20 protein-coding genes are annotated in these 18,232 nt (G+C 52.4%); 14 read left to right on the forward strand and 6 right to left on the reverse strand.

The features are described 5' to 3' along the window. Window positions 1-150 precede the first annotated feature (150 nt). The 4 genes from QU606_RS13125 to QU606_RS13140 all read left to right on the forward strand — a co-directional run bounded on the left by QU606_RS13125 (window position 151) and on the right by QU606_RS13140 (window position 3,699). A complete protein-coding gene (locus QU606_RS13125; protein WP_008437431.1) occupies window positions 151-687 on the forward strand; it encodes a plastocyanin/azurin family copper-binding protein in 537 nt (178 codons plus the stop codon). A gap of 94 nt (window positions 688-781) precedes the next feature. Then, window positions 782-1,027: a DUF2933 domain-containing protein gene (locus QU606_RS13130; RefSeq protein ID WP_032899631.1), complete on the forward strand. Its 246-nt coding sequence runs from the start codon at window positions 782-784 to the stop codon at window positions 1,025-1,027. 2 nt (window positions 1,028-1,029) lie between these two features. Then, on the forward strand, window positions 1,030-3,387 hold the full coding sequence (locus QU606_RS13135) for a heavy metal translocating P-type ATPase (RefSeq protein ID WP_024073349.1): 2,358 nt from the start codon (window positions 1,030-1,032) through the stop codon (window positions 3,385-3,387). A gap of 111 nt (window positions 3,388-3,498) precedes the next feature. Next, on the forward strand, window positions 3,499-3,699 hold the full coding sequence (locus tag QU606_RS13140; protein WP_008437435.1) for a heavy-metal-associated domain-containing protein: 201 nt from the start codon (window positions 3,499-3,501) through the stop codon (window positions 3,697-3,699). Window positions 3,700-3,729: 30 nt separating this feature from the next. Here the strand turns inward: QU606_RS13140 and flgB are convergent, their stop codons facing one another. Further along, window positions 3,730-4,143: a flagellar basal body rod protein FlgB gene (gene flgB / locus QU606_RS13145; RefSeq protein ID WP_008437437.1), complete on the reverse strand. Its 414-nt coding sequence runs from the start codon at window positions 4,141-4,143 to the stop codon at window positions 3,730-3,732. Between the two features lie 386 nt (window positions 4,144-4,529). On the opposite strand from flgB, the gene QU606_RS13150 reads away from it, so the two are divergent. The 5 genes from QU606_RS13150 (at window position 4,530) to QU606_RS13170 (ending at window position 8,730) form a co-directional block, all read left to right on the forward strand. Further along, complete coding sequence (locus QU606_RS13150) at window positions 4,530-4,736, forward strand: co-regulatory protein PtrA N-terminal domain-containing protein (protein WP_019821302.1); 207 nt, start codon at window positions 4,530-4,532, stop codon at window positions 4,734-4,736. Window positions 4,737-4,913: 177 nt separating this feature from the next. Continuing rightward, window positions 4,914-6,818, forward strand: a complete 1,905-nt coding sequence (locus tag QU606_RS13155; RefSeq protein ID WP_008437439.1) for a copper resistance system multicopper oxidase — start codon at window positions 4,914-4,916, stop codon at window positions 6,816-6,818. Window positions 6,819-6,830: 12 nt separating this feature from the next. Continuing rightward, a complete protein-coding gene (locus QU606_RS13160; RefSeq protein WP_024073347.1) occupies window positions 6,831-7,076 on the forward strand; it encodes a hypothetical protein in 246 nt (81 codons plus the stop codon). After that, window positions 7,048-8,100 (forward strand): copper resistance protein B, encoded by a 1,053-nt coding sequence (locus QU606_RS13165; protein WP_008437443.1) that lies wholly within the window; start codon window positions 7,048-7,050, stop codon window positions 8,098-8,100. The genes QU606_RS13160 and QU606_RS13165 overlap by 29 nt, the downstream gene beginning before the upstream one ends. A gap of 162 nt (window positions 8,101-8,262) precedes the next feature. After that, on the forward strand, window positions 8,263-8,730 hold the full coding sequence (locus tag QU606_RS13170) for a DUF411 domain-containing protein (RefSeq protein ID WP_008437448.1): 468 nt from the start codon (window positions 8,263-8,265) through the stop codon (window positions 8,728-8,730). Between the two features lie 303 nt (window positions 8,731-9,033). Here QU606_RS13170 and QU606_RS13175 read toward each other — a convergent pair whose 3' ends face one another. The 5 genes from QU606_RS13175 to QU606_RS13195 all read right to left on the reverse strand — a co-directional run bounded on the left by QU606_RS13175 (window position 9,034) and on the right by QU606_RS13195 (window position 12,622). Then, window positions 9,034-9,231: a DUF1289 domain-containing protein gene (locus QU606_RS13175; RefSeq protein ID WP_008437450.1), complete on the reverse strand. Its 198-nt coding sequence runs from the start codon at window positions 9,229-9,231 to the stop codon at window positions 9,034-9,036. Between the two features lie 43 nt (window positions 9,232-9,274). Beyond that, the gene (gene dmeF / locus QU606_RS13180) at window positions 9,275-10,240 is read right to left on the reverse strand and encodes a CDF family Co(II)/Ni(II) efflux transporter DmeF (protein WP_008437453.1); all 966 of its coding nucleotides are present in this window, start codon (window positions 10,238-10,240) and stop codon (window positions 9,275-9,277) included. Window positions 10,241-10,251: 11 nt separating this feature from the next. After that, on the reverse strand, window positions 10,252-10,527 hold the full coding sequence (locus QU606_RS13185; RefSeq protein ID WP_024073346.1) for a metal/formaldehyde-sensitive transcriptional repressor: 276 nt from the start codon (window positions 10,525-10,527) through the stop codon (window positions 10,252-10,254). A 219-nt stretch (window positions 10,528-10,746) separates the two neighbouring features. Further along, window positions 10,747-12,072, reverse strand: coding sequence for an OprD family porin (locus QU606_RS13190; protein WP_008432871.1), 1,326 nt, complete (start codon window positions 12,070-12,072; stop codon window positions 10,747-10,749). 217 nt (window positions 12,073-12,289) lie between these two features. Further along, window positions 12,290-12,622: a DUF2790 domain-containing protein gene (locus tag QU606_RS13195; RefSeq protein WP_008432869.1), complete on the reverse strand. Its 333-nt coding sequence runs from the start codon at window positions 12,620-12,622 to the stop codon at window positions 12,290-12,292. A 948-nt stretch (window positions 12,623-13,570) separates the two neighbouring features. On the opposite strand from QU606_RS13195, the gene QU606_RS13200 reads away from it, so the two are divergent. From QU606_RS13200 to QU606_RS13220, 5 genes are read left to right on the forward strand one after another with little or no spacing between them, the layout of a single operon-like run. Further along, a complete protein-coding gene (locus QU606_RS13200) occupies window positions 13,571-13,999 on the forward strand; it encodes a TIGR03757 family integrating conjugative element protein (protein ID WP_008432865.1) in 429 nt (142 codons plus the stop codon). After that, entirely contained in the window at window positions 13,996-14,937 is a 942-nt protein-coding gene (locus QU606_RS13205) for a TIGR03756 family integrating conjugative element protein (RefSeq protein ID WP_008432863.1), read from the forward strand. Before QU606_RS13200 ends, QU606_RS13205 begins: the two co-directional genes overlap by 4 nt. A 20-nt stretch (window positions 14,938-14,957) precedes the next feature. Continuing rightward, the gene (locus QU606_RS13210) at window positions 14,958-16,319 is read left to right on the forward strand and encodes an integrating conjugative element protein (protein ID WP_024073345.1); all 1,362 of its coding nucleotides are present in this window, start codon (window positions 14,958-14,960) and stop codon (window positions 16,317-16,319) included. Window positions 16,320-16,327: 8 nt separating this feature from the next. Continuing rightward, complete coding sequence (locus tag QU606_RS13215; protein ID WP_008432858.1) at window positions 16,328-16,708, forward strand: hypothetical protein; 381 nt, start codon at window positions 16,328-16,330, stop codon at window positions 16,706-16,708. Continuing rightward, window positions 16,705-18,219, forward strand: coding sequence for a conjugal transfer protein TraG N-terminal domain-containing protein (locus QU606_RS13220; RefSeq protein WP_008432856.1), 1,515 nt, complete (start codon window positions 16,705-16,707; stop codon window positions 18,217-18,219). The genes QU606_RS13215 and QU606_RS13220 overlap by 4 nt, the downstream gene beginning before the upstream one ends. The last annotated feature ends 13 nt before the right edge of the window (window positions 18,220-18,232 follow it).

Consider the following 18,232-nt stretch of genomic DNA (forward strand, 5'->3'; position numbering starts at 1 on the left):
GGGGCTCTCTGAACCGCCCACTAGACACGGCGTCATCTGGGCGCCGTGTTTTCTCAGGAAAACTGACAGAAATGTAGTGTTCAAGTCAGTTAACGCTCAGCTCTATCCCTTTAGCATAGCTAGTATTTTCCACTGGCTCTCGAGGTCACCATGAAAACTAAGCTCATTACTCCAGTTATTGCGGCAATCACCCTACTCCTCGGCGCTACGGCGATGGCCAGCGTAGGTCATGGGAAAGAGGATATCGGTCAGCCTGGAGTCGCCTCAGAGGTCACTCGCACGGTTGATGTAGAGATGGGTGATATTTTCTTCAAAACTAAAAGCATCGACGTAAAGCCCGGTGAAACGGTTCGCTTTGTACTTCACAACAAAGGGGCGTTGCTGCACGAGTTCAATATCGGCCAAGCCGCTGCTCACGCGGCGCACCAAAAAGAAATGGCGAGCATGTTCCAGAATGGAACGCTTACACCCACCGGAACTGGAAAAATGTGGGGCAACATGGGCCATAGCATGGGAGGCATGAAGATGGTTGGAATGGAACACAACGACCCGAATAGCGTGCTGATCGAGCCAGGGGCAACCAAGGAGTTGATCTGGACCTTCAACAACACAACTGGACTTCAATTTGCCTGCAACGTGCCAGGTCATTACCAGTCGGGGATGGTCGGTCAATTTGACTTGAAGTAAGCCTGAACCGACCGCTAAAACCGCGTCGACGCAAGAGTTCGCTATGCTCTGAGGCAGAGATCAGAGCAACACGCTCACACACGGGGTCTAGATCATGGATAAGCATCAGCATCCGGCTGGAAGCACCTCCCCACCATTTTGGAGGCGCAAAACAGGCGTTGTACTGATCATGCTCATTGCGATCGGTGCCTTTTACGGGGTGCGGGAACATTTCACCCACGTTTATCCGTATTTGCCCTACCTCATCCTGTTGATCTGTCCATTGATGCATTTTTTTGGACATGGACATGGCGGACATGACCATGGCGATCAGGCAGGAACCAACAAGGAAGAGAAATAGCTATGCCCACTCCACCGAGCCACCACGATCACGGTCCCGCCCACGCTGCCTCACCCAATGACGGTGGTCTACGCGACCCGGTGTGCGGTATGGCGGTTATACCTCCAAGTAAATTTGGCGAGTCTTACCAAGGACAGACGTATCAATTTTGTAGCCAGAAATGCCAAGAGAAATTTCGGGCAGATCCAGAACGCTACATTGGTAATCATCCCAGCGCTGAACCCAGCAGCGCCGCTATAGAGCCCACGCTACAGGTAGCCACTGAGTTTACCTGTCCTATGCACCCGGAAATAAGACAGCCAGGGCCCGGCAATTGCCCTAAATGTGGCATGACATTAGAGCCCGTCATGCCCGCGCTTGATGACGATGACAAACCCGAGCTCCTGGATTTCACCCGCCGCTTTTGGTGGTCGCTGCCTTTAACCGTAATGGTGGCCCTTCTAGCCATGGCGGGTCACTCATTACAAATCTTCCATGGTTCGGTTCAAAACTGGATCGAGTTCGCTCTTGCCACTCCGGTCACCTTATGGGCAGGTTGGCCCTTTTTTGTAAGAGGCATAGCATCCGTTAGAAATCGCAGTCCAAACATGTGGACTCTGATTGGTTTAGGTACTGCCGCAGCCTATCTTTACAGCGTCGCGGCAACCCTATTTCCCCAAAGTTTTCCCACCACCTTCATGCAAGATGGACGCATCGGCGTCTACTTCGAAGCCGCTGCGGTCATCATCTCGCTCACCTTGCTTGGGCAGATTCTTGAGCTCAAAGCACGGTCACAAACCTCCGCCGCCATTAAGTCCCTTCTTGGCCTATCTCCCAAGACTGCACGCAGGATCAACGCCGATGGTCAGGAGGAAGACATTCCTCTTACCCATGTTCACTTGGGAGACCATTTGCGGGTCAGACCTGGTGAAAAAGTGCCAGTTGATGGCTCTGTACTCGAGGGAGAAAGTGCGGTGGATGAATCCATGCTCACTGGTGAACCTGTGCCGGTCATGAAAAGAGCAGGGGATAGTCTGATCGGTGCCACGCTTAATACTCATGGAAGCTTGGTGATGGAGGCGCGAAAGGTCGGCGCTGACACCATGCTGTCGCAGATAGTACAAATGGTCGCACTAGCCCAACGCTCCAAAGCGCCCATGCAACGAATGGCCGACTCGATCGCCGGCTACTTTGTGATGGCGGTTATCGCGATTGCGTTGCTGACCCTCATAGGTTGGGGACTGTTCGGCCCGGAACCCAGCTGGGTCTTCGGCCTGATCAACGCTGTCGCCGTGCTTATCATCGCTTGTCCCTGTGCTCTGGGTCTGGCAACGCCCATGTCGATCATGGTTTCGACGGGTAAAGCCGCCAGTATGGGTGTGCTGTTCAGAGATGCCAGTGCCATCGAAAACCTTTGCAAGATCGACACACTGATTGTCGATAAAACGGGAACCCTGACAGAGGGACGGCCGGTATTTCACAGTGTGGAGGCCACACCAGATTTCAACCCACGCGATGTGCTTCAACTGGCCGCTAGCCTTGATCAAGGCAGCGAACATCCTTTGGCACACGCCATCGTCGATCACGCCCGAACTGAAAATATTGCGCTCACCAAGCCTGAATCGTTTGAGTCCGGCTCAGGGATTGGGGTGAGTGGTCTCGTTGATGGCAAGAAAGTACAGCTGGGCAACACTGCACTGATGGAAGCTGCCGGCGTGAGCACAAAGGTCTTACAAGAACGTGCAGAGTTGTTGCGCCTTGAAGGCATCAGCATCATCTATCTAGCAGTTGACGGGGTCTTGGCAGGATTACTAGCGGTCTCAGACCCGATAAAACCGACCTCTAAAGAAGCAGTCACCAAGCTTAAGGCTGATAACGTAAAAATCATCATGGCCACGGGAGACGGGCTCACCACCGCACGTGCTGTCGCCAAGGAGATGGGTATTGAAGAGGTTCATGGTGAAGTGAAACCTCAGGACAAGGAGCGCCTGGTGGCGGACCTCCAGCAATCCGGTCGAAAGGTTGCCATGGCCGGCGACGGTATCAACGACGCACCGGCCTTGGCGCGAGCAGATGTGGGCATTGCCATGGGTACAGGGACTGACGTCGCGATGAATAGCGCGCAGCTCACGCTGGTAAAAGGCGACCTGATGGGGATTTTACGGGCACGGGCACTTTCGGTTGCAACGGTAAAAAACATGCGGCAAAACTTGGGGTTCGCCTTCCTTTACAACTCAATGGGTATTCCCCTCGCCGCAGGCCTGCTCTATCCACTGACGGGGCACCTTCTGTCTCCAATGATTGCTGCGTTAGCCATGAGCGTCAGTTCTGCGTCTGTAGTTTTCAATGCTTTGAGGCTGAGGAATACCCGAATTGAATGAGCGTAACCGATGCTCACAGCCCGCTATACATAACTCTTGACCTTACCGTGGTGTCAACGTTGATCTTGTTGTTGCGGTGAAAATAGACTGCTCAGCACAAGAGGAATAACCATGTTCGTCTTAAACGTATCAGGCATTGGTTGCGGTAGCTGCGTCAGCAAAATCACCAAAGCAATTCAGTCACTGGACAGCGAGGCTATGATTTCCGTGGATCGCGCAGCAGGTAAGGTAAGCGTTGAAAGCAGTGAAAACCCAGAGCAAGTCCGTAAAACTGTCGAAGCACTCGGTTTCCCTTCCCAAATCAGCGCCTGAGGCGCTGATTCCCTCGCTGGGTAAAGTTTATTATTCACCTCGCAGAGCTTTAAGTAGCCCCTTAAATGCTCCATTTAATCTAGTAAAGGCGGTTTCGAAATGAATTTCATTTTCCGTATACTTTGCGACCTCGACCTGTTGATCCACAGTATTTTGATCAATGGAAGGTTGGTTCGGCGTACTGTAAAGCAAAGCACCGCCGTGAATATCACTTACTAATTCGTTTACGGCAATATGTTTTGGGTTTGTTGTTTTTAAAGAGAACGGAGTAGCCAAACCTCCTTTTGTTTGGCTAGCCAGTACAGCAGAAAAGTCCAAGTCCCTGGCCTTAAAGTTAGGAGTGTCGGCATTAGCGATATTATTGCTAAGTACCTCAGCTCGTTGGCTGCGAAAACGTAATGCTCTTTCTGCGGAGCCAAGCGCTTTGTCAAAATTAATACTCACCGGTGGCCACCTTTAGTTACGCTGCCATTTAATTCCCACCTATCGAACACTCAAGTGCTTAACGTAGTGCGTCCGAGCCGATGTATGATTTCAGCGAAAAACTCAAAAAACGCCACGCCATCGTGCAGTGACCGGAAACTTACAACGCCGCACAGGTAAATTTTAGATGGTGGATGGAGGTTATGTGTCGTTGGATAGCTTAGACCTTACGGACTAATCACTCTGCATCTCAAGAGAAATATCGCAACCTGACACAACTGTAATATTGGCCTAAGCTTCCTGACAGGGGATGAGTCTTATAGTCCTATTGAGCCTCAAGCTCACCCCCTAGAGTCAACGACTGATGTGGATTCAGGGGTCACCAATAATCATCCGAGGCCCCCCAAATGAACCCTATCAAAACCTTGTTCGTCATCGCGGCTCTGACCGTCTCTTCTTTGGCTATGGCTGAAGGGGGTGGTGACCGGACTTTCGCACGCATGGAAGTGGCCAGGAATAATTCGATGGAATCGTACCGAGTAGCTCAAACGCAAAATGCCCAACATCCCGTCGCTGAAAGCAAAGCCAAGGCGATGGATCACAAGAATTGCTAAATAGCTAGCCCTCCAAGCTGACAGAAATGTAATCACTGCGGTGGTTTAAATGTGGCAATTTCTGAGCTCGCTTGCCGTAAGAGTTTGTCTTTTGTGACGGTGGGCAAAGCTGATCCGGGCAACTCATGATCGGTTGTTTCGCACGGCTTCCCTTTTGACTGATTGGAAATAAACGGCATGCATTCCAAAACCTCTAGACGGACATTCGTAAAAGGCTTGGCCGCTGGTGGCATTCTCGGCGGCTTTGGCCTTTGGCGCACTCCAGTATGGGCGGTGACAAGTCCAGGTCTGCCGAGCGTACTCACCGGCAATGAATTTGATCTGTTTATTGGTGAAACACCTGTAAACATTACCGGCTCGCCGCGAACAGCCATGACCATCAATGGATCATTGCCAGGACCTTTGCTGCGTTGGCGCGAAGGAGAGACAGTCACCCTGCGTGTAAAAAACCGCCTGGACCAAGACACCTCAATCCATTGGCACGGGATCATTCTGCCGGCCAATATGGACGGTGTACCTGGCTTGAGTTTCCATGGCATCGCACCCGACGGCATGTACGAGTACAAGTTCAAGGTTCATCAGAATGGTACGTACTGGTACCACAGCCACTCGGGCTTACAGGAGCAGGCAGGGGTTTACGGGCCAATCGTTATCGACTCGAAAGAGCCTGAACCTTTTCAATACAACCGCGACTATGTGGTGATGTTGACTGATTGGACCGATGAAGATCCTAGTCGCGTCATGGCCAAGCTTAAGAAACAGTCGGGCTACTACAACCACCATAAACGCACCGTTGGTGATTTTATCGACGATGTCAGTAAGCAAGGTTGGTCAGCTACAGTAGCTGACAGGAAGATGTGGGCTGAAATGAACATGAGCCCAACCGACCTTGGAGACGTCAGCGCAGATACTTACACCTATCTCATGAATGGCCAGGCGCCAAACGGTAACTGGACCGGTATTTTCAAGCCGGGTGAGAAGCTACGACTACGCTTTATCAACGGCTCGGCGATGAGCTATTTCGACGTCCGCATTCCTGGTTTGAAAATGACCGTTGTGGCCGCCGACGGCCAACACGTCAACCCAGTGAGTGTTGACGAATTCCGCATCGCCGTAGCTGAAACGTATGACGTGATCGTAGAGCCTGCCAGTGAAGAGGCTTACACCATCTTCGCCCAGTCTATGGATCGGACGGGTTATGCACGCGGAACCCTCGCTCTTCGTGAAGGGCTAGTTGCTCAGGTACCTGCTATAGATCCACGTCCAATCGTCACTATGGATGACATGGGGATGGGCGGTATGGCTGGTATGGACCATGGCAGCATGGCTGGTATGGGCGGCGCAGAGAAGACACCAGGTGACATGTCCGGCATGGCGGGCATGGCGGGCATGGACCACAGCAAGATGACCGGTATGGACCAAAGTGACATGACCGGGATGACCGGCATGGACAGCGGTGACATGACTAACATGGCGGGCATGGATCACAGCAAGATGGCTGGGATGGGCAATGGTGATATGTCAGGGATGGCTGGCATGGGTGGTATGGGTGGAGAAATGCAGACACACCCTGCCTCTGAAACCAACAATCCCCTGGTTGATATGCAAGCCATGAATCCAACGCCAAAGCTAAGTGATCCGGGCATAGGCTTGCGGAACAATGGTCGTCGAGTGCTCACTTACTCCGACTTGAAAAGCACTTTCCAAGACCCTGACGGCCGCGAGCCAAATCGTACCATCGAGCTTCATTTGACCGGTCACATGGAGAAGTTTTCGTGGTCGTTCAACGGCATCAAATTCTCTGACGCCGAACCGCTGCGCCTGAAGTATGGCGAGCGTCTGCGCATCACCTTGGTGAACGACACCATGATGACACACCCCATCCACCTTCACGGCATGTGGAGTGACCTTGAGGACGAGAACGGCAAGTTCATGGTGCGCAAGCACACGATCGATATGCCACCAGGTACCAAACGCAGCTATCGAGTCACCGCTGATGCCTTAGGCCGTTGGGCATATCACTGTCACCTGCTTTTCCATATGGAAATGGGCATGTTCCGTGAAGTACGGGTTGATGAGTAAAGGAGACGATCTGTGAGCACATACCGAAATCGTAATTCCCTCGTGGGTTGCCTCTTTGCCGCTGTCCTGCTGGGTGGACTCTCGTCCACGGTGCTGGCAGAGGAAAATGGCAGCGACCATTCAACCACTGTTCCTGTTACAGCAACGGACAAGCCAGCAACGGCAAACGATTCGAAGCTAGATCACGGGGCGATGGACCATAGCCAGATGAGCCATGAGTCGATGGATCATGACCAAAAAACCAAAAAGGCAGATTGAGATCATGACCAGTAAGTTTTTACGCCCAACGCTGATGGCACTTGCAGTCTCTACCGGTCCAGCATTCTTTTTCATGGCTCAAGCCGCTGAAGAGATGGATCCGTCGATGGCGATGCCATCAAGTGCGGACGCAAAGTCTTCAACTGCACAAAAATCCAAACCCGCCAAACCGAAAGATGCCGCGATGGATCACTCCAAGATGGACCACGGCTCAATGGGAGCCATGGACCATAGCAAGATGGGGGCTATGGATCACAGCGATAACGGGCAAATGGACGGTATGGAAAGCATGGATGGAGGGGCGACTACCACAAGCCGAACCCCAATCCCCGTACTTACCGACGCTGACCGGGCCGCCGCTTTTCCAGACTTACCAGGCCATGGTGTGCACGATAAAAAAATTAACTCGTTCATCCTCCTGGATAAATTTGAGTACCAAGACGCTGACAACGGTAGTGCGCTGGCTTGGGATGCAAAAGGGTGGATCGGCGGTGACGTCGATCGCCTATGGTTGCGTTCGGAAGGCGAACGTACCAATGGCGTAACCGAGAACGCTGAACTTCAGGCTCTGTGGGGACACGCCATCGGTCCTTGGTGGGATGTCGTCACCGGCATTCGACAAGACTTCAAACCTGGGTCACCTCAAACATGGGGAGCGCTCGGTATTCAGGGCATGGCCCTCTATAACTTTGAAGCTGAAGCGACTGCTTATATTGGTGAGAACGGTCAAACCGCAGCTCGGTTTGAAGGCGATTACGACATCCTGTTGACCAATCGCCTGATCTTGCAGCCGACCGCCGAAGTAAACTTGTACGGGAAAAATGATCCTCAGCGCGGCATAGGATCTGGATTGGCCAACACCGAACTAGGCCTGCGGTTGCGCTACGAAATTACTCGTCAATTCGCACCCTACATTGGTGTTAGCTGGAATCGCTCATATGGTAAGACGGCTGACCTAGCCAGCGATGAAGGGGAAAAGACAAACGAGGCCCGGTTTGTAGCTGGTATTCGGATGTGGTTCTGAGCGATTTGAGCACTAGCCCTACGAATTCAAATGATCGGGGAGTTGGCTCCCCGACTCTAAAGTAGATCCTTCAATGTAACCTTTGCAGCGGCATGAACGCTTGAGTGGGGTTCTATTGCTTCGTAGAACATCTCGCCGTCTCCAAGGGAAAAGGAAATATTCATGACAGGTAGCTTCCGACTTTCAAGTCGATTTCTGCGTATTGCAACATTCGCTGCGCTGTTCATCGGCTCAACGGCTCAAGCGGCGCAGGCCCTGACCATCGATGTGCATCGAGATGCAAACTGCGGATGCTGCAAAAAATGGATTCAGCATCTTGAGGCCAATGGCTTCACCGTCATTGATCATGTAGAAACCAACATGAGTGCTGTCAAACAAGATCTAGGTGTCGCTCCACGACTCTCGTCTTGTCACACTGCGATGATCAACGGGAAGTTTGTTGAAGGTCATGTGCCAGTTGAGCAAATAATTGCGATGAGTAAGCGTGACGACCTTCTCGGGATCGCTGCTCCTGGAATGCCAGCAGGTTCTCCAGGAATGGAAGTCGACGGAGTACATGAGACCTACCAAATAATCGGCCTGACCAAAGCCGGCGTAGATCAGGTCATTGCTGAATACCCCGCAAACTAATCCCACCTCATCCATTCGGCCACAGCATGGTCCCAGCTCATGGCCATGCAGCGGGACATGCTATGTTGATTTCATTCTCAAGCAATACGCAAAGGACGATCAGCAACAAGCTGTAAAGGCGCGCCTGCGCCGAATCGGATAACCCCGTACCGCTGTCCTCAATAACAATTTGAGATGACGCCATGCTCCGTCTGCTGACAAGCACTGCGCATCTGACCACGATAGTGCTAAGTTCGGGTGGCGTTGCCACTCAGCTTGCCTTTCCGAATCTGGACATCTGTCTCGGCTGAAAGCGTAGAAAAGTTAAATTACAGTGGTTTGAGAGTTCTTTTTTTGCAGGCTTTTCAGACGCAGGGTCGCGCGTTGTACAGCGGCCATTTTTTCTGGACGCTTCATTCGTTTCCATTTTCTGATGTCTTCCTTGGTGCGACCGCAGCTGACGCACAGTTCGCTGTTCAACTGGCAGACAGAAGTACACGGATTCTCGATGTCCTTGGCCATTGGTCAATTCCTCGGCGAACTTATGCGAACTACGGGCTCATTGCTAAGCCTGAACGGCGACCTGATCGGGTGAAACAGCGCCCGGCTTCGTGCGGTACTCAACTGTCAGATGAGTGATCTCATGAACTGTCGCAAGCCGTTCTCGTATGTTTTGTGCATTCACTGCTGGGCTGCCTAGAACACTCACAATAGCGGCGCGGGCTTGCGGCCCTACCTGCCAGACATGAAGATCTATGATCGAAGCATCTCCCTGTCGCTCAACCAGTTCACGAATCTCTTCAGCGACATGATCATCTGTCTGGTCTAGCAATACACTCGCAGTCACCCGCATCAACGACCAAGCCCAGCGTGCGATGACAACTGCACCCACAATCCCCATTGCAGGGTCGAGCCAGACCCAACCAAGGTAACGACCAGCAAGCAGTGCTGCGATGGCCAGAACCGAAGTCAGTGCATCTGCAATGACGTGAATATAAGCAGAGCGCAGATTATTGTCATGACCATGTGCATGGTGAGATTCATCTTGGCCGTGGTCATGCCCATGGTGATGATTATGACCGCCAGACAGCAAAAGCGCGCTCACCACATTCACTGCTAATCCGACAATTGCGATAAGAGTCGCTGTCCCGAATTGCACTTGAGTCGGTTGAAAGAGACGAAATAGCGACTCTCCGGCAATTCCCAAAGAGACCAGTCCCAAAATCAGAGCAGATGCGAAGCCACCCAAGTCTCCAACCTTGCCAGTTCCAAAACTGTAGCGAGCATTTGAGGCATGTCTTTTTGCGTAACCGTAAGCAGCTGCGGCTATGCCAAGTGCTCCAGCGTGTGTTGCCATGTGAAATCCATCAGCAAGCAACGCCATTGAGCCAGTGAGATAACCTGCGGTGATTTCAGCAACCATCATTACGACGGTCAGAGCCACTACCCACAAGGTTCGCTTGGCGTTTTCTTCATGTGATTTCCCCAGGAACATATGGTCGTGGGAATAGTCGGTGTACGAATTACTCATCTGGGCAAATCCTATTTGGAATAGCGGCGAATGGCTTCGAGAAGCTCATCGACGCCTTTCGCTCTTTCTTCGTTGCTGAGTGTCGGATTCGCAACGTGTTCACGAGCGTGGTCTTCGATAATTTCATCCATCAGCCCATTGATAGCGCCACGGGCAGAAGCGACCAAAAGCAGGGTTTTCGAGCAGTCATCATCAGAGTCGAGTGCTCGCTCAATCGCCTGGACTTGCCCAGCGATTCGCTTTACACGCTTAAGAAGATTGTCTTTGCTTGATCTCATATGACCCATACCATACCCCCCCTACCTATATTGAGAGTATGTTCACACGTTCCAATCAGCCATACAACCCCAGGGACGCTCGCCGCCGGGATGGATATACCAACAGTTTCTTCAATCCACAAAAAAAGGCGCCACTAGGGCGCCTAAGCCGTCTCCAAACCAAAGGAGAAACAAGGAGACGGGGTGTATCGGGGATACCGGACAGTTGATGCCGATGGCTAATGCCCGTTAAAGGAGTTGCAGTGGATATTCAACAATCAGTCTGACCTCGTCCAAATCAGATTCGAAATCGGTAGCTCGTGTCGTTGCTTGGCGGACACGTAAAGACATGTCCTTCAGTGAGCCTGACTGGATGACATACTTAGCCTCGATGTCTCGCTCCCAACGCTTTTGGTCCTGCAATGGGGCACCGTCCGCTCCGCGACGCATGTACACGCTGTTTGCGTTGGAATAGTCCGCATCCCAACCCTTAGCGTAGCGGGTCATGAAGCTCAGACCGGGGATGCCGAAAGCCTGCATATCTAGATCGTAGCGCAGCTGCAAGGATTGCTCTTTCGGTGAGTTGAAATCGCTGTACTGAATGGAGTTATCCAAAAAAATTGAGTCGGACTGGCGAAGGTAGTCAAAGTCGTCGTTACCATTATTGCGCTGGTAACCAACGGTCACGGCGTGCGCTCCGAATTTGACCCCGGTCTTGCCGCTCCAGATCTTGTTATCGAAGCTTCCCAGAAGTTTTTCACCCTCATCAACCGCTCGGTAGTAATTAAAGCCGCCAATTAGCGATACGCTTTCTGAGAGTGGATAGCTCAATGTGGTGCCCGCGTAGTATTGGTTCCACACATCCTTGAATTGGCTGGTGTAAAGACTCACACCTACGTGTTCATTGACCGTGTAATCGCCCCCTAGATAAGCGATCCATGGAGCATCTACTACACCGGCGTAAAAAGTTGAAAAGCCGTCACGCATGCTACTGGAATTGGGTTGGCTCATCGCATGCAGCCGGCCCCCCTGAAGGGTCAGGCCTTTGATGCTGGTATTAGTGAACGTTGCACCCCGGAAACTCTCCGGGAGAAGTCGGGAATCCCCATAGGCAACGACAGGCGTCGATGGAAATACGTCGCCTACCTTGACGACTGTATCCAGGAAACGCACTTTTGCGGCCCCGCCTACTTTTGAGTAGGAGTCTTCAGGTTGGCCTTTGCTATTGTGCGGCAAGACATCGACTGAGCTACGGGCTCCCGAGCGACCATCACCTGAATCGAGCTTGAGGCCTTCCATTGCAAACGCATCAATGCCGAAGCCTACGGTACCTTGAGTAAAGCCTGATTCGAATCGGCCAATGATGCCATGAGCCCATTCGGCTGAGTAACCATTGCCCGTGGGGCTTGATTGACCCTTTCGATAATCACGATTGAGATAGAGATTCCGATTGAGAATACTAAAGGTGCTCCCCTCAATGAACCCTTCAGGCTTTTGCTCCACAGCTACTGCAACTTGCCCCATGCTCATGCCAAGGGAAATGAGAGAAAGACCATAAATGCTTTTATTGTTCATTTAACACTCCAGGCTTTAGCTTGGCAGAGTTTCTTTATGAAATATTTTTTATAATTATAAAAGCCACCAGCACGTGAGGATTTCTCCTACGTGCCGGCAGACATAATTTCATACAATAGATAACTCCAGCGTGACCTGAAAATTACTTCTGTGTCAGCGAACAGCAAGCAGGCTCAAAACATACCGAACAACCTTGCGCAGTCAGGGCTAACGCTAATTAACTTCCGTGAGGGCAGTTAGTACCCATAACCTTGTATTCCAAGGTGTTGAGCTTGCCCGCCGAATCTTCATAGGTCATGCGCGAAGGGGCTACGCCACAGGTTTTATTGGCTTGAGTGGTACTGATTACCTTCTGGACATCGAGGTTCATTCCGTATTCATAATGAACAACTTCAGGTGTCGCCTTTCCGTTTTCTAAGGCGTACTGCTCCATCGCCTTCTGGTTCTCTTGCATCATTCGACCATAAACACGGTCACCACCTCCTTCAGCCATGGCCAAAGAAGACATGGTCAAGATGGAAGCGGCAAAAACAACTTTTAATAATTTCATGATTTTCTCCTAGTGCTCACTTACTTCTGACTAGAGGATAACCAGTGATGCCTTTCAGGAAGCTGCCGCGAATATTACATATCTGTAAGGCCTCTCGTAGAGCTCGTGAGTTCAACTATTTAAAGTTTAGCTTTATTGGCAGAGCACGCTGAATGCATCATACGACCATCAGAAATCAACTCGTATCCCACCTGGAGCATCTAGAGATTTTTTATAAAAATGCATATCTTCCTATTATGAAAAGCGGCTTTGACCGCTACAGGCGGATGAATCGTTTGGGCGTAGCTAAATGAGACTACGAACGTGTCACAAAAGCCTCATGGGCTGCGGAAATTAGGCACTACGTAGAGCACCGAAAACGCAATCGGCAGGATGGTCTTTAACAGCAATACGGTCTCGGAGGATAGGTTTTTATCTTATCCTTAACGTCATCGAAGATGACATTGAAGCTGTGCAGCAGGCGCTCCGTTTGCAACATTTGATCGTGAAGGATCTCAAGCAGGACAGCACAAACTACTGCCTGCCCAAGGATAAAGATAAAGCCTTCGAATCTTGAGGTTGTTTTCTCCAGCACGACCAAACCCGCTGACGATATCGGCAGGGCGAGCATTTTGCCGTTGATGTCGCCCGAAGCTTCAATAGAAGTGATTTTTCGTTATGTCGTGGGGCGGTGGCGAGACTCGTCCGACTGGCGTACTGTGGACCATCGGCGGCGATGGGGCCAAGAAGGGTCGCCTCATAAACTTGGCTTGAACTCTTGCTGTGTGGATAGCCAGTTAACTGCGTACTCACTGCGTCGTCAATTTGAGCCGACCAAGTGCCATCTCTAATCCAACCCACACGAATTCGTCGCTCTCAAATACCCAAAGCTTCCAAATTCCTATTTCTTACTGCGCTCAAGACAGCCATCCGGTCTTCTGTACCTGAATCCATATCAGGTACGGTGCCATGCTCCAGATCCTTACCCACATTAGCGAAACGCGGCGCTGGCTGTTTTCACTGCTACTGTTCTTGTCAACTGCGTCCCACGCGGAGACGTGGGTCATTACAAACCGAGCACATCCAGTATCCGCACCTTCTGGCGCTCGCGTCATCTTCCTGGATGATCAGCAGCGCCTTGAAGAACAACTTTCCAACCAACTACCCGCCGATCCACGCCAGGCAGAAGCGGCCATTCAACGCTACCTTGTCAGCCCTGCAGGGAAGCATCTGCAAAACGAGTTGGCCCAAGCCCAGCAGGGCGTCATAGACGCCTGGAGCCTGCGAGTCGAAAAACTCCCAGCCGTGGTCGTAGATCGTCGCTACGTCGTGTACGGCGAGCCTGACGCAGCTAAAGCCGTCGCGTTGATTGAACGAGCACGGAGCCTGTCACGATGAGACGCTCACGTTTTGCGATCCGGCCTTTGTCGCTGGCTATCACTTTCAGCCTGTCATTCAGTGCATCGGCTGCGATCAACTCGGCAGCGATTATTGCCTCGACCCTGTCACCAACCTGCCTGGAGTACAAAGTGGTCGGCATCTGCTATTGGCTGCTCTGCACGCCATTCGGATGCAAAGTCAAAACCTCGACCAAGGTTCGTCACTACGTACCGGACGCTGTGGTGTCTGCATATGCGAATACCGGGATGAACCCTTGGATAGAGATGTCACCTCTTGGCACCCCGAATCCGATGGCCCAAGCGGGCAACGACGGCACTACCAATCACGTTGCAGAGAACAACATCATCAAATTTAAGGAAGCCGATGTCATCGGCCATCCAGGTGGTGCGGCGTTGAGTCAGTTTGCCAGCGCCTCGGGCTATGTATGCAAAGGCGCAACCTTACCGCTTGTGCCTTACTTTCTGAGCACCCTTGACCCCATTGCTTGGCGATACGGCGTCCCGGAATCCGTATACCCCGAAGCACTCATTCCGGGCATGCGCGAAGTCGGTAGCCTGCTCTCAGCAAGCAGCTGGGGGAACGTCTACCCGCGTAGCGGCTTCCTTAACCAGACTGACGACTACAAAACGGGCGCAGTTATTGCGCAGCGTGCCGGCGACGTGGTTACCCGCCCAGGCCAGGTCCATGTCTACTTGCCGATGCTCGCCCTTCCCTACCCCGGTTACTGGCCCGCAGGGCCGCTACGCGAAGGTGACGCCTCCACTGGTAAGTGGCAAGAGCTCACCCCAGTCCTCAACCCGACTTGCGCAACCTTTCCCACCATCGATCCGAACATCGATGCGCAGGATGGCGGCTACGCCTGGGCACTCTGGCGCCCTTATTCGTGTTGCCAGCGTCGAGGACAGACCTTCCTCGGCAGTACGGACTTCCAATGAAACAGCGATCGGAGCAAAGCATGAAACTCACTACCTTGGCGATAGGGCTCGCCTGCAGCCTCAGCAGTGCAATAGCGCTCTCTGCTGATCCAATCAACGTCTCCTCCTCCGGAAGCGTCATTGGGGACAACGTGCTGTATAGCATTGGCGGCGGCAACGCAGTCACCATGGGGAGCGCAGGCAACATGGATAGTATTTCTGTGGGAGGCGGTTGGAATACCAATCTAATCTGCGGAAACATGAGCCTGAGCACAACCCTTGAAAACCAATTGAATGGTGCCACTTCCGGCTTCAAAAACATCATGAGCTCGGTGGTACAGAGCGCCACCAGCGCCGTGGCTTCGCTGCCGGCACTGATTCTTCAACGTGCGAACCCGGCGCTATACAACCTCATCACCAACGGCATTTTGCAGGCCCGCCTGGACTTCGACCGCTCCAAAGGCACCTGCCGCGCCATTGGCGAAAAGATGGCGGATATCGCCGGTAACCAAATGGGCTGGGGCAAGCTTGCTGAAGGTCAGGCTATGAGTCAGGCGCTAACATCCAACACAGACGCAGTGTCGGCGGTGGAACAAGTCGAAAAGAAAGGTGGAAACGATGGCGTCACTTGGGTTGGTGGTGATAGAGCAGGTGGTTCCGGTCAGAAGCCAATTCGTATCGTAGGCGACGTCACCAAGGCGGGCTACAACCTTCTGAACAAGCGCGCGGCCGGCGACACCGCATCCATCAGTAAAGCGAACTGCAACAACGGCATGGTGTGCAATGTCTGGTCATCGCCCCAGGAAGCCACCACCTTTGCCAATCGTGTCCTGGGTGAACAACAACAGCAGACCTGTGACAGTTGCCCTAAAACGGTGACAGCCGCAGGCGTCGGCCTCACGCCGCTGATCCAGGAAACGTACGACACCAAGCTGAAGGCCCTGCAGGAACTGCTGAGCGGAAGCAAAACGCTGTCGCTAGAAAACCTGGAAGCAGCGAGCAGCAACTCGTTACCCATCACCCGAGGCGTTGTAGCAGCACTCAAGGATGAGCGCGACCAGGACGTACTCGCTCGCCGGCTTGCCTCCGAAGTCGCGTTGTCCGATGTGTTGGAGAAAGCTCTGACCCTACAGCGCACCTTGATGGCAGGCAGTCGGGAACCGAACGTCGCGGCTAATGACCTCGCCGTCCAGGCAGTCGGCCAGCAGAGCTCCTCGCTGCAACAGGAGATCGGCAACCTCAAAATGGAACTGGACATGCGTCAGCAGCTCGCGAAGAACTCGCCTCTGACCATCATTGAACGCAGCAAAGCACGGGCAGAAGACTCTCGTGGCGTGTCCCCGGGAGCCCCAGAAACGAATCGATTGGACCAGTTGCAGTCACCCGCCCAGAACAAACAGTGAGAAAGGCCATGACCGAAATACAGGAGCCTGTCGCCGCTCCCAACCGTTCGCTGGTTCGACGAACCGGGAGGAGCATTCTGCTTGTTCTGGGTGTTTTGCTCGCGACTGCCGCCCTCGTAGTCCTACTCAGCGCTGTCCTGATGAACATGTTCGACAGCGCCGAGCAATGGCAAGCCTGGCGCACCGACCACTATTGGCCGCTCTTTACCTGGCGCCTAATGCTTTATATCGCACTGACCGTTGCCTGGTTCAAATTCAAGGTACGGTTATCGAACTCAGAACGCTCGAAACGGCGCAAAGGCCTGTTGAAGATCGAGATAATGGTGATCTTATTATTTCTGATGGTTGAACTGAGCAAGGTGCTGTATCAGGCAGGGGGTGTTCTGTGACGCTCTACACCAATGACTATTTAGAGTACTACCTGACGTTGGTCGGTTGGATCATCAACAATGGTATCTGGGCGATGATTTCAGATACCGGTCTATTCGCCCTCCCCTTCTGCATCATCGTTATTCGAGAGTGGCTGAAAGTCCGTGGTGAGGGGGCCGATGAGGGCAACAAAGGCGTTCTCTCACTGGCACGTATCGAAACCAATATCTACGTTGGCTACATCGTAGTCGCATTCTTCGCTGTACCAGCCGTCAATGTGAGTTTTGATACCTTGGCATTTGACCAGAGTAGAGCTCAGCAATGTCAATACAACTTACCTAAACCCACAGACACAGGCTGGAACACAACATTCAGCTCACTGGCAGGAAAGAGTGCCCAGATGCCCATGTGGTGGGCATTAATGCATGCATTATCAAAGGGATTAACCAATGGCGCTGTAGCAGCAATTCCCTGCGGGACTGATTTACGGCAAGTACGCATGGAAGTTAGCAACACCAAGATCAACAACCCGCTATTGGCTCAGGAAATTGGCGACTTTACGCACGATTGCTATGGACCCTCCCGTGCCAGATTATTCATGCGCCAACCCGAATTGGGAGCGCAAGGGAATGACCCTCGTTTTGCGCAGGAACTCAGCTGGATTGGTTCGCACTATTTATTGAACACCTCGGGTTATTACGACACGGACTACTCCAAAACTCCAAGGGCATCATGGCCCTATAACGCATCTCGTGATGTGGGTTTACCACAAGTGGGTGGAGGTGGGGGCTATCCAACTTGCAAACAATGGTGGTCAGATAGCGGAGTGGGACTGCGGGACCGTATCAAGGCTCAAGTGTCGCCGGACCTCATGACCAAAATGCTCGGCTGGGCAAAGTGGTTGTCCCCGGACGAAGTCACTGACTCGCTTGTCCGGCAACTGGTCTCGCCGTCGAACCAGGTGAAAGGGGATGTTTATACGGACTACGGGGGACAAATCGACGGAACTGTGTGGAATGGTGCAGCCCGGGCAGCGGGGACTCTCGGGGTTGCATTAGGATCTATGGCCTATTTTCCAGCGATGGACATGGTTCGCCAGGCGCTACCGATGGTCATGGCGTTCTTGAAAATGGCGATGGTGATTTGCATTCCCTTGGTGCTAATCGTCGGGGCTTACCAACTAAAAGTGGCCATGACTATGTCCGTTGTTTTTTTCGCTCTGATATTCGTGGACTTTTGGTTTCAACTGGCTAGATGGGTCGATACCACGATATTGGACGCTTTATATGGAGCCGGTTCTCCGCATTTATCATTTGATCCTGTGATGGGTTTGAACACTGCCACCCAGGACGCAATCTTAAACTTCGTGATGGGCTCGATGTTCATCATCCTGCCAGTGTTTTGGATGGGCGCGCTGGGATGGGCAGGGGTGAGCGCAGGAAAAGCATTGGAAGGCCTTACCAGCGGAACAAAAGATGTTCAAAAGGCAGGTCAGGAAGGGGTGAATACTGTCAAACGTAGCGTTATGTAACGTAAGGGTCTCA

Origin of the sequence: Pseudomonas sp. OVF7 (genome assembly GCF_030644265.1) — a bacterium.
Classification (GTDB): domain Bacteria; phylum Pseudomonadota; class Gammaproteobacteria; order Pseudomonadales; family Pseudomonadaceae; genus Aquipseudomonas; species Aquipseudomonas gorinensis.

Bases quoted from the DNA above. Each gene is read 5' to 3' on its own strand.
- QU606_RS13155 (WP_008437439.1), top strand. From the start codon at position 4,914: ATGCATTCCAAAACCTCTAGACGGACATTCGTAAAAGGCTTGGCCGCT.
- QU606_RS13165 (WP_008437443.1), top strand. From the start codon at position 7,048: ATGACCAAAAAACCAAAAAGGCAGATTGAGATCATGACCAGTAAGTTT.
- QU606_RS13205 (WP_008432863.1), top strand. From the start codon at position 13,996: ATGAGACGCTCACGTTTTGCGATCCGGCCTTTGTCGCTGGCTATCACT.
- QU606_RS13140 (WP_008437435.1), top strand. From the start codon at position 3,499: ATGTTCGTCTTAAACGTATCAGGCATTGGTTGCGGTAGCTGCGTCAGC.
- QU606_RS13190 (WP_008432871.1), bottom strand. From the start codon at position 12,072: ATGAACAATAAAAGCATTTATGGTCTTTCTCTCATTTCCCTTGGCATG.
- QU606_RS13200 (WP_008432865.1), top strand. From the start codon at position 13,571: ATGCTCCAGATCCTTACCCACATTAGCGAAACGCGGCGCTGGCTGTTT.
- QU606_RS13175 (WP_008437450.1), bottom strand. From the start codon at position 9,231: ATGGCCAAGGACATCGAGAATCCGTGTACTTCTGTCTGCCAGTTGAAC.
- QU606_RS13210 (WP_024073345.1), top strand. From the start codon at position 14,958: ATGAAACTCACTACCTTGGCGATAGGGCTCGCCTGCAGCCTCAGCAGT.
- QU606_RS13195 (WP_008432869.1), bottom strand. From the start codon at position 12,622: ATGAAATTATTAAAAGTTGTTTTTGCCGCTTCCATCTTGACCATGTCT.
- QU606_RS13130 (WP_032899631.1), top strand. From the start codon at position 782: ATGGATAAGCATCAGCATCCGGCTGGAAGCACCTCCCCACCATTTTGG.
- QU606_RS13135 (WP_024073349.1), top strand. From the start codon at position 1,030: ATGCCCACTCCACCGAGCCACCACGATCACGGTCCCGCCCACGCTGCC.
- QU606_RS13185 (WP_024073346.1), bottom strand. From the start codon at position 10,527: ATGGGTCATATGAGATCAAGCAAAGACAATCTTCTTAAGCGTGTAAAG.
- QU606_RS13215 (WP_008432858.1), top strand. From the start codon at position 16,328: ATGACCGAAATACAGGAGCCTGTCGCCGCTCCCAACCGTTCGCTGGTT.
- QU606_RS13125 (WP_008437431.1), top strand. From the start codon at position 151: ATGAAAACTAAGCTCATTACTCCAGTTATTGCGGCAATCACCCTACTC.
- dmeF (WP_008437453.1), bottom strand. From the start codon at position 10,240: ATGAGTAATTCGTACACCGACTATTCCCACGACCATATGTTCCTGGGG.
- QU606_RS13150 (WP_019821302.1), top strand. From the start codon at position 4,530: ATGAACCCTATCAAAACCTTGTTCGTCATCGCGGCTCTGACCGTCTCT.
- QU606_RS13170 (WP_008437448.1), top strand. From the start codon at position 8,263: ATGACAGGTAGCTTCCGACTTTCAAGTCGATTTCTGCGTATTGCAACA.